At 31.9% G+C, this 13,583-nt stretch carries 14 protein-coding genes; 3 read left to right on the top strand and 11 right to left on the bottom strand.

Features of this window, described 5'->3' with window-relative positions; genetic code table 11:
- Nucleotides 1-51: 51 nt before the first annotated feature.
- The 5 genes from priA to AC2H4K_RS01735 all read right to left on the bottom strand — a co-directional run bounded on the left by priA (nt 52) and on the right by AC2H4K_RS01735 (nt 5,036).
- Nucleotides 52-2,505 carry a replication restart helicase PriA gene (priA, locus tag AC2H4K_RS01715; protein ID WP_493742777.1) on the bottom strand — a complete coding sequence of 818 codons (2,454 nt, stop codon included), beginning with the start codon at nt 2,503-2,505 and terminating at the stop codon, nt 52-54.
- A gap of 97 nt (nt 2,506-2,602) precedes the next feature.
- Nucleotides 2,603-3,136: a hypothetical protein gene (locus tag AC2H4K_RS01720; RefSeq protein ID WP_281141231.1), complete on the bottom strand. Its 534-nt coding sequence runs from the start codon at nt 3,134-3,136 to the stop codon at nt 2,603-2,605.
- A 14-nt stretch (nt 3,137-3,150) separates the two neighbouring features.
- Nucleotides 3,151-3,666 carry a hypothetical protein gene (locus AC2H4K_RS01725; RefSeq protein WP_281141230.1) on the bottom strand — a complete coding sequence of 172 codons (516 nt, stop codon included), beginning with the start codon at nt 3,664-3,666 and terminating at the stop codon, nt 3,151-3,153.
- A gap of 50 nt (nt 3,667-3,716) precedes the next feature.
- Nucleotides 3,717-4,592: a tetratricopeptide repeat protein gene (locus tag AC2H4K_RS01730; RefSeq protein WP_493742778.1), complete on the bottom strand. Its 876-nt coding sequence runs from the start codon at nt 4,590-4,592 to the stop codon at nt 3,717-3,719.
- A gap of 18 nt (nt 4,593-4,610) precedes the next feature.
- Nucleotides 4,611-5,036: a hypothetical protein gene (locus tag AC2H4K_RS01735; RefSeq protein ID WP_493742779.1), complete on the bottom strand. Its 426-nt coding sequence runs from the start codon at nt 5,034-5,036 to the stop codon at nt 4,611-4,613.
- A 162-nt stretch (nt 5,037-5,198) separates the two neighbouring features.
- Here AC2H4K_RS01735 and AC2H4K_RS01740 point away from each other — a divergent pair, with 162 nt between their 5' ends.
- Together AC2H4K_RS01740 and AC2H4K_RS01745 are read left to right on the top strand one after the other, a co-directional pair.
- Nucleotides 5,199-7,271 (top strand): tetratricopeptide repeat-containing sensor histidine kinase, encoded by a 2,073-nt coding sequence (locus AC2H4K_RS01740; protein ID WP_493742780.1) that lies wholly within the window; start codon nt 5,199-5,201, stop codon nt 7,269-7,271.
- 1 nt (nt 7,272) lies between these two features.
- Nucleotides 7,273-8,007, top strand: coding sequence for a LytR/AlgR family response regulator transcription factor (locus AC2H4K_RS01745; RefSeq protein ID WP_493742781.1), 735 nt, complete (start codon nt 7,273-7,275; stop codon nt 8,005-8,007).
- On the opposite strand, the gene AC2H4K_RS01750 is transcribed toward AC2H4K_RS01745, so the two are convergent.
- Together AC2H4K_RS01750 and nadC are read right to left on the bottom strand one after the other, a co-directional pair.
- On the bottom strand, nt 8,004-8,960 hold the full coding sequence (locus AC2H4K_RS01750) for a YihY/virulence factor BrkB family protein (protein WP_281141225.1): 957 nt from the start codon (nt 8,958-8,960) through the stop codon (nt 8,004-8,006). The two genes, AC2H4K_RS01745 and AC2H4K_RS01750, sit on opposite strands and share 4 nt — an antisense overlap.
- 27 nt (nt 8,961-8,987) lie before the next feature.
- Nucleotides 8,988-9,845, bottom strand: a complete 858-nt coding sequence (nadC, locus tag AC2H4K_RS01755; RefSeq protein WP_493742782.1) for a carboxylating nicotinate-nucleotide diphosphorylase — start codon at nt 9,843-9,845, stop codon at nt 8,988-8,990.
- A gap of 92 nt (nt 9,846-9,937) precedes the next feature.
- Here nadC and rlmH point away from each other — a divergent pair, with 92 nt between their 5' ends.
- Nucleotides 9,938-10,411: a 23S rRNA (pseudouridine(1915)-N(3))-methyltransferase RlmH gene (gene rlmH / locus AC2H4K_RS01760; protein ID WP_493742783.1), complete on the top strand. Its 474-nt coding sequence runs from the start codon at nt 9,938-9,940 to the stop codon at nt 10,409-10,411.
- Nucleotides 10,412-10,421: 10 nt separating this feature from the next.
- Here rlmH and AC2H4K_RS01765 read toward each other — a convergent pair whose 3' ends face one another.
- The 4 genes from AC2H4K_RS01765 to AC2H4K_RS01780 all read right to left on the bottom strand — a co-directional run bounded on the left by AC2H4K_RS01765 (nt 10,422) and on the right by AC2H4K_RS01780 (nt 13,476).
- Complete coding sequence (locus AC2H4K_RS01765; protein ID WP_493742784.1) at nt 10,422-10,850, bottom strand: BLUF domain-containing protein; 429 nt, start codon at nt 10,848-10,850, stop codon at nt 10,422-10,424.
- Nucleotides 10,851-10,886: 36 nt separating this feature from the next.
- Nucleotides 10,887-11,915 carry a helix-turn-helix domain-containing protein gene (locus AC2H4K_RS01770; RefSeq protein ID WP_493742785.1) on the bottom strand — a complete coding sequence of 343 codons (1,029 nt, stop codon included), beginning with the start codon at nt 11,913-11,915 and terminating at the stop codon, nt 10,887-10,889.
- Between the two features lie 184 nt (nt 11,916-12,099).
- Nucleotides 12,100-12,399, bottom strand: coding sequence for a ribosome hibernation-promoting factor, HPF/YfiA family (gene hpf / locus AC2H4K_RS01775; RefSeq protein WP_281141220.1), 300 nt, complete (start codon nt 12,397-12,399; stop codon nt 12,100-12,102).
- Between the two features lie 126 nt (nt 12,400-12,525).
- Nucleotides 12,526-13,476, bottom strand: coding sequence for a DUF4421 family protein (locus tag AC2H4K_RS01780; RefSeq protein WP_281141219.1), 951 nt, complete (start codon nt 13,474-13,476; stop codon nt 12,526-12,528).
- Nucleotides 13,477-13,583: the final 107 nt, after the last annotated feature.

Consider the following 13,583-nt stretch of genomic DNA (forward strand, 5'->3'; position numbering starts at 1 on the left):
ACACGCCCTCAAAATATTAAAAAGTCTCACCAATTGGTGAGACTTTTTCTTTTAATAATTATCGACATTTAGTACTACTCTTACCGCTCTGAAATCCTTAACAGCATTAAAGCTATTATCTATCTTTAAAATAGCCTCTTTTGTTTTTCCTAAAGATTGATTTGGAGAAATCTTAATTAAAATATTTTTATTGTATAAATTCCTGATTCTTGAAACAGGTGGAAATTCTGGTCCTAAAACATTAGCCTTAAATATCTGTCTTAATGATTTAGCATACCAATCTGCCGCAAGATTGACTCGATTATAATCTTTATGCTTAAATGTTATTTTAATTAATCTATAAATTGGTGGGTACTTAAAGTTATAGCGATCATTCATTTGCTCTGCAAACATTTCCTTATAACTGTTTGTAGATACTTGCTGTAAAATATTGTGATGCGGATTGTAGGTCTGAATTAAAACCTTACCTCTTAAATCGGTACGACCTGCCCTACCCGAAACTTGAGCCATAAGCTGATAACTCCGCTCGTGCGCTCTAAAATCTGGGAAGTTAAGTAAGTTATCTGCATTCATTATACCTACTAACTTTACATGTCTAAAATCTAACCCTTTGGTTAGCATTTGTGTACCTACCAAAATATCGATGTCTCGTTGCTCAAAATTATTAATGATTTTTTCGAAACCGTATTTCCCTCTTGTGGTATCCAAGTCCATTCGAGCTACTTTTTTATCTGGAAATAAGACTTTAACTTCTTCTTCTATTTGTTCAGTACCAAAGCCTTTAGTATCTAATGTTGGATTACCGCATGCTTGGCAGTTTTGTAACATGGCTGAGTTATAGCCACAATAATGACAACGTAATTGATTTCTGTATTGATGATACGTTAAACTTACATCGCAATTAGGACATTGTGGTGAGTTTCCACAAGTGGTACATTCTATAATAGGTGAAAAACCTCTTCTATTCTGAAATAATATAATTTGAAAACCTTCATCCAAGGTTTCTGCCATTTCTTCAATCATTCTGTCGCTAAAATGACCTTTCATTCGCTTTCGCTTGTACTTATCTGCTAGATCTACTAATTCTATATCTGGCATCAATACATTATTGTAGCGAATATTTAACTCTACAAGACCATATTTGCCTTGTGTGGCATTATAGTAACTTTCTAAACTTGGTGTGGCAGAACCCAAAAGCGTCTTGGCCTTATGGAAATTTGCTAAAACAATAGCTGCATCTCTAGCATGATATCGAGGTGCTGGATCAAATTGTTTGTAAGATTGTTCATGCTCTTCATCTACAATTATTAAACCCAAATCATTAAAAGGTAATAATAATGATGAACGTGCTCCGATAACCACTTGTGCTTTTTCAGAATTTTTGAGCATATTATGCCAAACCTCAACACGCTCGTTGCCAGAATAACGACTATGAAACACAGCAACCTTATCTCCAAAATAATCTTGTAAACGTTGTACAAGTTGGGTTGTTAAGGCAATCTCCGGCAATAAATACAAGACTTGCTTACCAAGTTCTAATTGCTTTTGGATGAGCTGTACATAAATTTCAGTTTTACCAGAAGATGTCACACCATGCAACAATGCCACTGGCTTTTCTTCAAAAATTGAATTGATGGAATCTAAAGCTTCTGATTGCGCTTCACTCAATTGTTTTGTATCAGCATCTCCTTCTCCATCAAATTGAATCCTGTCTGTTTTTAAATGATATTCTTCTAAAATAGTCTTGTCTATCAGACTTTTTACGATAGATGATGACGCACCACTCCTATCTGTTAACTCAGATACTTTAATTGGTCTTCTTTCAGAAGCTTCCATACTGAACAAAGTCAGCACAACCTCACGTTGTTTTGGTGCTCTACTTAATTCCTCTAAAAGCTCTTGTAGTTTTACTTCAGATTTATGGTTTTCATGAAGCTTAACATAGCGTACCAACTTGGGTTGGTACTTCTCATATAGTTCTTCTTGAAGGTTTACAACACCTTTTTCAACCAGACTATTAATAACTGGAAGCACTCGTTTTTTATCTAAAATAGATACCACATCATTAATTTTTAATGACGACTGGTATTGTAAAGCCTCATAAATAAGAAACTCTTCATCTTTGAGCTCCGTGTCTTTTACTTCAACTTTTTCGTTCTTAGAAATGATTGTTTCACTTTCAAGAATAAAAGCATTTAGCATAGCTGCTCTCATCACTTCACCCAAACTACACATATAGTAGCCAGCTATCCATTCCCAGTGCTGTAGTTGACTTTTTGTAATTACAGGTTGTTCATCTAGAATTTGATGAATTGTCTTTGCATCGTAAGCCGTAGGTGGATTATTATGAATTTTATAAACCAAGCCTGTATAAATCTTACTTTTTCCGAAGGGTACAGCAACACGCATCCCTATCTCTAAAAACTCAGATTCGGCTTTAGTGATATGATAAGTAAATGCCTTTTGTAGTGGAATAGGCAATAAAACGTCTATAAAATGATGCATAGACCAAAAGTAAGATGTTTGCACAAAAAAACCACCTCAATTAGAGATGGTTTTTCAACACTTAAAAAAGCAACTAACTATTGTTTTATGATCTTAATTAATTCTCAATAGTATAGGATACATTATTAAAAGTACCTTCACTTACTGAGTAAGTGACATCTGGATTATCGTTATCTATAGCCACAAAACTAAACTCACCAGATATCACTTGATTTACTTTATCTATAGATGATATTTTTAGATAGGTATTTTCATCTGATGCACCTCCAGATGAATTACCGTTAATTGATGCAGCATACTGACCTGACACATAAAAGTCCTGACCGTCACCAAAGACCTCAAAACCATCTATAACTGATCCAAAATCAATGCCGCCAAATGTAATACCAATTGTACTAGCATTATTTCCACCTTCATAATCTACAGCAGCCAAACCAAATGCAAAAACCGAATTATTCTCATATAGTTGTGCGGATATTCCACTTAATCCTAAGTCTGCTAAAAAATTACTACCATTCACTTTTGCAGAAACGAAAGTTCCACTTGGATTACTATCACCATCAGAGTTATCACTTACACTACAAGCTAAAAGCGATATTGACATTGCGAATAAACAAAATATCTTTTTCATAATTTACTGTGACATTAGAGATTAAAATAATAATGTATACCTGCACCATATGCAAAACCTGCATAAGTACCAACACCATCATCAAAAGACCCGCCAACGTATCCTAACTCTGCATTAAAAGCCAAGCCTTCAACAAAATTTGGAATTGTAAACTCTACGCCTCCACCTACTCCAAATGAAATGGTATTAAATGATTCCGAATAGCCTAAAAACTCATACTTAACAGTAAAGTATCCTAATTGCCCATATGCATATGGTCTATAAATAAATGAATCTCCTTTTTCCTGAAAGTTATAAAGATACCTTCCTGACATAGCAAATGAACTTGATCCAAACCCATAAGATGCACCTCCGACAATGACCTGAGCCGCATGGTTTTCCGTAAAATTGTACTTTGCACTTAGTCCGTAAGCTGGATAAGAAGAGGCTAAACCTACACCTAATTTACCTGGCTCGGACAAATCCTGAGCTTGAAGAGACATCGAAAATAAAAACGCTAATAAAGCAATAGATAAATAATTGATTTTCATATTTTAAAATTTAAATTGATTAATGATATTTTAATTGAAGTTTAATTTGTTCAATCGTCCATTTTGAATAATTTTCTAAGAGATGCTGTATCTTTTTTCTTAGTAACAGTATTTGAGCCTCTTGTTTTTACTGAAGCAGATCCTTTAGTTGATTTCTTTGAATCTGCTCTAGTTCTACGACTTGAAGCCTTATCCTTTTTAACTTGATTGTTAGCATTAGAAATTTCTGGTTTTGTAGGAGCTGTTCCTCCTGACTTTTTATCCGCAAGAGCCCTTAAGATTAAAATTTCGGTATCATAATCACCTAAATAAATTTTGTCATAGACTGTTATAGCATCATTAAATCTGTTTTGTTCTTCGTAAATCCAGCCTAGCAATAGGAGCTCACTCCTTAGTGATTTAACATTTTCTTTGTTTGGATTAACTTCTATGCTTTTATCAATATCAGATTCGGCCTCTTTGAGATTTCCTAGTTTAAATTGAAGTTGGGCTCTCATGAAATAAGTGACGGCATTAGGTGTTAATGCCACTTGTTGATTATATGACTCTAGGTCTCCTTCTTTTACTTGCTCAGCTGCTATCAATCTTCTACTTACTTTTAAACCTTCTAAAAATTCGTAATAAGTATCACAACTATAGACCAATTCATATTTAAAAGATTGTAAAAGTTCCTTTCGAGCTAGCTGACCTTTGTAAAACTTTTGGCTTACATCTTCTTCAACTATCTGAGCATCAATTTGCGCCGCATAATTCGGTAATGTTTGCTTATAGCACGTATTATATGTATTCTCTGTAAGTCTACGTTTAAGCTTTTCTTGCGTTAGGCAATCGCAAATATCAGATTTAAAGGAATCCTTATAATTTTGAGCCTGCCCTGTAGTGACACCAAAAAGGAAGAGAATTATAAATGTGTTTAGATTTTTCATGTCTAAAAATTTTAATATTTATTCTTCATCCTCTTTAGTGCCTACAAAATATGTCTTAACTGTAACAGCACAGAATTTCAACACCTTTTTAGCCTTATTCATATTTAAAGTAGCTTTTGCTTGCCTCATAAAGGGAGCATAACTGATATCATCCACAACGTCTGGTGCAATACTCCATAAACTGTCAATATCTTGTTCTGCTCTTTCTGCTAATTCGTCTTCAATTTCAGCTGGTACCTCAACACCTTGCTTCACTAAACTGTCATAAACAAAAACTTTATGATATAAATCGAACGACTTATTTACAAATAGGTCTACACTTTCAACCTTAGATTCTCTTTTTGGTGGCTTTATTCGTTTTTGTGACCAACTTAATATTGGAATACAAAAAATTACAGAAAGAATAAGGGTTTTTCTTTGAATTGAATTGATAACTGGTTTCATTGTTTGCGGTTTTGTGGATTAATTTGATATAAAACAATCAAATCTTTTCTTTTAAAACCATTACCAATCTATTATCGTTGGATTTGAATATATTAACGTAATTTCCTTTCAAATGATTTGATAATAAATTACTATTTTTACTTGGCTGCTAATTAATCAACAATGAAAGGATTCCTTTTCTTACTCTTTTTGGTAACTACTCTTTTAGGTTATTCCCAAAACAGCGTTATTGATTCTTTAAAAAACGAATTAAAAAATCAAAAAAACGATAATCTTGAAAAACTAAAGACACTCAATCATTTAGCTTACTATACTCATGTTGAAAATCCAGAGGAGGGAATAAACTATTCTAATAAAGCTATTTTTCTAGCAAATAAATTAGATTTAAAAAAAGAGAAAGCCTTAGCTTATAGATATAAAGCATACAACCTAACAGAGCTAACCAAAGACTCACTCGCTATTGAAGCTTACAACAATGCAATTGAGATACTTAATTCCGAAAAACTATGGTTAGATATTGGAAAGTTAGAGTTTAACAAAGGGCTTCTTTATTTTAATAAATCAAATTTTTATAAGGCTATTGTCTGCTATGATAAAGCCTTAGATATTTTCGAGAGAGAGAAAGACAGTATGTTAATGTCTATTGTTCTTAATGGGAAAGGAACAAGTCAAATGTACCTTACACAATATCCTGAAGCTATAAACACCTATCTCAAAGCTTCTTCTTTACATGAAAGTATGGGTAGTACAAAAACAGACAGGCATGCAGAAATATTAAGCAACATAGGGATTTTATATTCTAGACTTGAGAAATATAATACAGCATTAGATTATTATAATAGAGGTTTAAATATTTATAAAGAATCTAACAATAGTTATGGAATAGCAAATACACTAACAAACATAGGTAATGCTTACGATAATCTTAAAAAACCCGAAGAAGCTATAAGTAATTATGAACTAGCCTTAGAAACAATGACTAAGCTCAATAATAAATATGGTATAGCTAGCGCACTTGTTAACATAGGCATTGCTAACATTACTTTGAAGAATTATGACGAGGCCTTATCCTATCTTTTACGTAGTAAAACATTGTTTGAAGATCTAGAAAACACTTTTAACCTAGCAATCGTTTATGAAAACATTGGATTAACATATCTCGATAGCGCCAATTCTGATATCACCAAACTTAAAAAAGCTAAATTCTACTTTGAACAAGCCATGATTTATGTTAATGCTATTGAAAACTTAAAAAGCAAAGCTAGCATACTCGAAAAATTAGCAGAAGTTAATGTTCAATTAAACGATTATAAATCCGCATACTTAAATCTAAACGAATCCCAAAAAACTAAAGCGAGCTATTTATCAATAGAAAAAAAGGAAGAAATAGCTAAGTTAGAGTCAAAATTTGAATACGAAAAAAAAGAAACAGAACTTACCGCTCTACATGATAAAGAACAAGCCGTAAAAGAAGCAGAAATCTTGCGCCAAAGATCCATTAAGAATGCCTCAGTTATTGGTGGTAGTGGAATCATAGCAGCTTCCTTAGTTGGTTTTGTGCTCTACAGAAGAAAACGAAACGCTGTTTTAAAATCTAAAGAAGCTGAATTTAATGCTAAGGTATCCGATACAGAACTTAAGGCTTTAAGATCACAAATGAATCCTCATTTTATTTTTAATTCTCTTAATTCCATTGGTGATTATATCTTAAAAAACGACACACAATCTGCAAATGATTATCTCAGTAAGTTTGCTAAGCTTATGCGTATGACTCTTGAGAATTCTGAAAAAAAAGAGATTTTACTTAGTGAAGATATTACTCTCCTAAAAACTTATATGGATATAGAACGTAAACGTTTCAATAACAAGTTTAACTACACAATAGACATTGAATCTTCATTAGATCCTGACGATATTTTGGTACCTCCTATGATTCTTCAGCCGTTTATTGAGAATAGTATTATACATGGCTTAGCTCTAAAAGATGAAGGGCATATTATTATTTCGTTTAAGGAAAAAAATAGCATGCTTATTTGTAGTGTAGACGACAATGGTATTGGTAGAGAAAAATCCTCTAGTAGTTCTACACACAAAAAATCCTTGGGTATGGCGATTACAAAAAGTAGAATTGAGATTATTAATAAAATAAAAAATACAGAAGGTGACATAAAAATAATTGATAAAACAAAAGGCACTAAAATTGAAGTTTCACTTCCTATGCAATTAGCTTATTAGTATGATAAAAACTATAATAATAGATGACGAAGACCACTGTACTGCAAGAGTCCTTAATTTAATTGAGCAACACCCAAATACTTTTGATGTTTTGGCAACTTGTAATACTGTTGATTTAGCTCTAAAAGTAGTTCCGGTAATGCAACCTGATTTAGTGTTTTTAGACATTCAAGTTCATGATAAAACGGGTTTTGATTTTCTACAGGAAATTGACAAAGTAAGCTTTAAAGTAATCTTCACCACAGCTTTTGATAATTATGCCATAAAAGCTTTTAAGTATAGTGCTATTGACTATCTGCTTAAGCCAATTGATAAAGATGATTTTGATGGAGCCATTAACCGTTTAAAGGAAGATTTAAATTCAAAAAATATAGAAAGTCAAATTCAGAGTTTGTTTAAAAACTTAAAACCGAACACTAAGAAAGTTATCACCATTCCTTCATTAACTGGTTTTGAAACACTAAAAGTTGAAGATATTATTCACCTAGAAGCAGATACAAGCTATACTCACATCTATACGAGTAATAATAAACTTATGGTTTCTAAGCCTATAAAATATTATGAAGATTTGCTCGACGAAAATATTTTTTTCAAAACACACAAATCGCACCTAATCAATTTAGATCACGTAAAGCAGTATTATAAAGGTAAACAGAGTTACGTTGTAATGTCTAACGACTCGCAAGTACCAATTTCTGTAAGAAAGAAGGATGAGTTTTTAAAACGTTTTGATTAAATACTTTCACCTTTATTCACTTTCCTTAAAAAATGAAGCGATGCATTAAGTTCATAACCCAACAATAGAATATTAGAGTTTAACCACAAATACAAAAGCAATATCAATAAAGCTCCAATAGATCCGTAAAGCTCATTATACTGAGAAAAATTTTCTATATAAACACCAAACAGGAATGAGGTTAGCATGATGAGCAATGTCGTTAACAACGCACCTACCGAAAAGAACTTTGAATGTCTTCCTTCTTTTGTTCCAAAATAATACAATGTAGCCGTTGCTAAATATACCATGAGAACGAAGAATAAATATTTTGCAACCAAAATCCAGCCCAAACCTTTGTCTCCATCTTCAAAGGCTTCACCACTGAAACTTTCATATAAAGGTTTAATAATATAAATCTGAAAGTATCCAAAAACAGCAACAGTTATCAATAATAAAAATGCAAGGATTAAAGCAATACCCAAAGCAAACATATATTGCTTAAACACGTTTCTATACAGCTGCCTATGATATGAACTTTCAAAACCTGAAAAAACAGCATTAACACCGTTGGCCATTAAAAATATAGATAATAAAAACACAGAAGATATTATTCCACCATTTGCATTACTACTGATGCCTTTAAAGATATTATCAAAGAAAAATTCCGATGTTTGAGGAGGTAAAAATGAGTTCAAAAAGCTTTCAAACTCTTGTGGAAAACCTTCAATAGGAATATGTGGTAACACAATAACCACAAATAATAAAAAAGGAAAAATAGCAGTAAAAAAACTAAAAGCAATAGCACTAGCTCTTGTTGTTAATGCTCCTTTAAAAATACCCAACCCATACAATTCCAACAAATCGTATACTGACAAACCTTCAAAACCAGGTAATTTAATTTCCTTAAAAAAACGGACAAGGAGATTAACTACTGGTATTTTTTCTAATTTATCTTCAATAGGTTTAGTCATGTAGTATTAAGTTCTAGACTTTGGGTTTTAGACAGCTTTTAAGCTTAAATCCATATTGTAAACTGAATGCGTTAGAGCACCAGATGAAATATAGTCTACACCACACTCAGCATAATTTCTAATGGTTTTTTCAGTAATACCTCCAGAAGATTCAGTTAAGCATTTATCTCCAATGAGCTTTACTGCTTTCCTAGTGTCATCGTAATTAAAATTATCGATAAGGATTCTATAGACTCCGCCACAACTTAAAATCTCTTCTATTTCGCCTAAATCTCTAGCTTCGACAATAATTTTTAGATCTCTGTTAGTATCCTTTAAATATTGTTTTGTCTTTTCTATGGCTTTAGATACTCCTCCTGCAAAATCAATATGGTTATCCTTTAACATTATCATATCATACAGTGCAAATCTATGATTCTCACCACCACCAATTTTCACAGCCCATTTTTCCAAAGCTCTTATTCCTGGTGTAGTTTTACGTGTATCTAGGATCTTTGTCCCTGTACCCTCTAATAAGTCGACATACTTTTTAGTTTTAGTCGCAATCGCACTCATACGTTGCATAGCATTTAAGACTAAACGCTCAGCCTTTAAAATTGATTGTGATGCTCCTTCCACATAAAATGCAATATCTCCATACTTCACTTTACTTCCATCTTCAATCAAAGTTTCAACTTTCATGTCTTTATCAACGTAAGCAAACACTTGCTTTGCAAATTCCACACCAGCAATTACACCTTCGTCTTTTACCAAAAGTTTAGCTTTTCCTTCAGCTGAACCTGGTATACACGCTAACGAACTATGATCTCCATCTCCTACGTCTTCGCGGATAGCATTAGAGATTATTAATTCTATTTCTTTATTGAATTGTTCTTGAGAAATCATTTTTCAAACTTATTTAATGTAAAAATAGGCATTGAAAGATTAAAATCTGAATAACTAAATACCAAATTCTAAAAAAGTATAACTTTATACGCATGAATATAAAATTGATTGCCATTGGCAAAACCGACAATAAAAATCTTATCTCATTAATTGAAGATTATTCAAAGCGCTTGAGCTTCTACATTAAGTTTGAATTTGAGATTATTCCTGATATCAAAAATGTAAAGAACCTCTCTGAAGCCCAACAAAAGGAAAAGGAAGGCGAGCTTATTTTGGCAAAAACACAAAATTCAGATGTACTAATTCTATTAGATGAAAACGGAAAACAGATGGATTCCGTTGCATTTTCTAGTTACCTACAGAAGCATATGAACTCCGGAATTAAGACTTTAATATTTGTTATTGGTGGACCGTATGGATTTTCAGACGATGTGTACAGCAGAGCAAATGGAAAATTAGGGTTATCTAAAATGACTTTTTCACATCAAATGGTCCGACTATTCTTTATAGAACAGCTATATAGAGGCTTTACCATTCTTAGAAATGAGCCTTACCACCACAGGTAATCATTCTAATTTACTTATCGCTTAATAACTCTAAAACATTAGATTTTAAAACTCTGAGTACCTCAGAATTACTTTGATTTTCATTTGCTCTATCAAAATAAGATTCCAATAAAATTCTACTATGCTTATTTTGATCAGAACTACCAGCAAAATTATAAAACGCCATAGACCAATCGTCCCACAAAGTTTCTTTAGTTTTAGTTTCTATTAGTGTCGTAACATCAAAATGTCTTTCGTCATTTTTAATACTTGCATAGAGCTCTTTTATCGGCTGTTCTGGACCTTCAATAATCTGAATAAACTGATGATCGCTATATACAATACAACCTGTAATATTTTGGCTCTTATTGTGCTTTTTGGCTTTTAATAGCATATTTTCTATCTCTAATAGAACAAAGCTTTCTTTGGCCGTAGACTTATAAATTATGGAATGAAACATTAATTAAATAAAAATATATGCCTGTGAAGAAGTAAACTAGGCCATTAACAATTCAGGATTACTAATACATTTAGATGGTAACATGCCAAAACGTTTTGAGAATATTTTGGTAAAATAACTTCTACTCGAAAAACCTACGCTATAAACTATTTCAGAAACATTAAGATCTGTTTCTCTAATTAGTGTAGCGGCTTTATCGAGTCTTTTATCTTTTATATAACTGCAGATAGTATCATCAAAAAGGTAGCTAAAGCCTTTTTGTAATTTACTCGCATTTAGTCCAGAAAGCGTTATTAAACGATTCACAGAAAGATCTTCTGATAAATTATTGGATATAAAGTTTTCTAGTGCAATTATTTTATCTATTTCAGATTGACGGATTGGCGCTTCTGACAAATCACTCTTAGTGTCTCTATCGTGCCTATCAATCTGAGAAGCTAATATATTTAGTATTGCAGCTTCCTTAAACAGAATTTCTGCAGATGTTTGAAAAGAATATTTTAAAGCTTCTTGTACAAATGTGGCCGTTTTAAAACAAATTCTTCCTAAATATCTATAATCATGACTTAAGTACATTTGAGACATAAGGTATAAAACCTTTTCTCTCATGCGCTCTAATTCTGTCTCGCATATTTCGTCTATATACTTATCTGGTGTATAAGACGTAATGCTAATTTTTAAAGGTATGTTTGCCGGAAACTTTAAAACGCTTTTAGTTTTTGGTGGTCTACTAATAATAGAATTTTGCCTAAAATTTATACGTTCATAAGATTTAGCATTCTTAAATTTATGAGACATTGAACCTTCCAAACAATAAATAAAATCTATACTGCTTGAATTATTCCCTGAAAGATATAATTCAAATTCATCATCTAATGTTACATCAAACATCAGATTAGTGATATCCTTAGAAATTTTGGTAACAGTTACCACACCACTACCATAAGCTTCATTGATGTTGGTGTACAATGAACTTTTTTCGCGATGAACTTTATCGCCTATGGCATTAGAAAGAATTAACAAATCCTTTATAGTGTCAATTCCAGATGATTTTACTTGTGGCATTAATTTTTATTAATTTATTATCTAAGGTACGCATTTAATATACGCAACATGTTTTTAAAACCGAAATTATCAATATTTTGAATCGATTGAGCACAAAAAAAGAGAGTCTATTATTTTAAGGAATGAACCCAATCAAACATTAAAATAATAAACCCTCTAATATTAAACGTCTTAGCGCTCTAAATTAATGTGTTTTAAAAACTTCTTTGCGTTTCTTTAGTTGACGTTCTAAATCATTGATAGTTTCCCTAACCGCAACTTCATAATTACTTTTATTTGAAGTGGCAAAAATTCGAGGACCAGGAAGACTCAACTCAATATCACAAAACTTTCCTTCGTTGTGTAAATTATCATCATGCTTAAAACGAACTGTGGCACTAATTAAAAATTCATATCTGTTAAACAATTTACCTAATTTTTCTTCGGTGAAAGCAGATAGTGTCTCACTTACATCTGTATTCACATATTCAAAATTTACCGTCATAATAATTGTGTTTATATTGTTAATTCTCTTTATCTAAGATACGATTTTACACCAGCATCTTGAGTGATAAATATCATAAATTTGAATTAAATTTCACCAAAAAACTTATTAATAAAGACTTAAATTTTACTCCTCAAACAGGCTTTGTTTAAGTTTTCTTTTTTTATTAGGCTGCCCTAACCTGTAGCCTAAGGCCAACTTAGCATTACCTATATTTAATCGGTAGTTGTTATCATATCCAAAATCTGTAGCATATAATCCGTTATTATAGGTTAAACAAGCATATAAGCGATCTAGTTGATATGCCAAACCTAGCGAAAAATCCAACTTATAAAGTATTGGTTTTTCTGGTTTATAATCTCCATCTTGTAATGTAATTTTCTTGCTCATAACACCAACACCTGGCATTATATTTACAGCAGCTCTTATATCTTCTTTTATCTTAAAATAAGAAATTGCACCACCCATTACTCCAACAGTAACTCCTTGGTAACGTTTTATATCGGCTTGTTCATTGAAATACTCTAGCGCAATTTCTGAAAGCACACTTGTATCCGATGAGAAATAATCAAACATTCCAAAGACACCCAATCCGCCTGTAATAAATACATCTTTATCATCTTCATCTAAAAGACCTGCCTTTAACAGTGAATACGAAAACTCTATTTCATCAAGAGTATACAAGTAATTAAAACCAAAACTAACAGACCTCATATCTCCTCTAAAAACTGAAGATTCACCAAAGTTATTTTTGGCTTGAAAACCTTTATACGATTGAATATACAAGTCAGTATAATTTCTCTTCTTTATAATAGCAGTACCTTGAAAATCAAACCTAGCAGTTTCTTCTTTATTCGGGTTTTTTAGATTGAAGCCTATATCTAAAATCATTTTTTTGTTAGCGACACCAAAACCTATACCATGCCTATTATTTGGTGTAAACTTAACATCATAGTATGAGTTTAAAACACTAAATTTATTGACCTTGTAGTTTGTAAAAAAACGTATAGAATAGTTATCAATATCTCTATCAATAAGCAATGAATCTAAATCTTTGAAGTTTTGTGCATAGTCCAAAACCGGACAAAAACAAAATAAAGCAATGTATAATACTTTTAATTTCAGAGTCTCTAATTAGATTAAGGGTTATTGATGATGTTTAAATTATAACTATTTAATAGTAA

This window comes from Winogradskyella sp. 266wxhm (genome assembly GCF_058964685.1).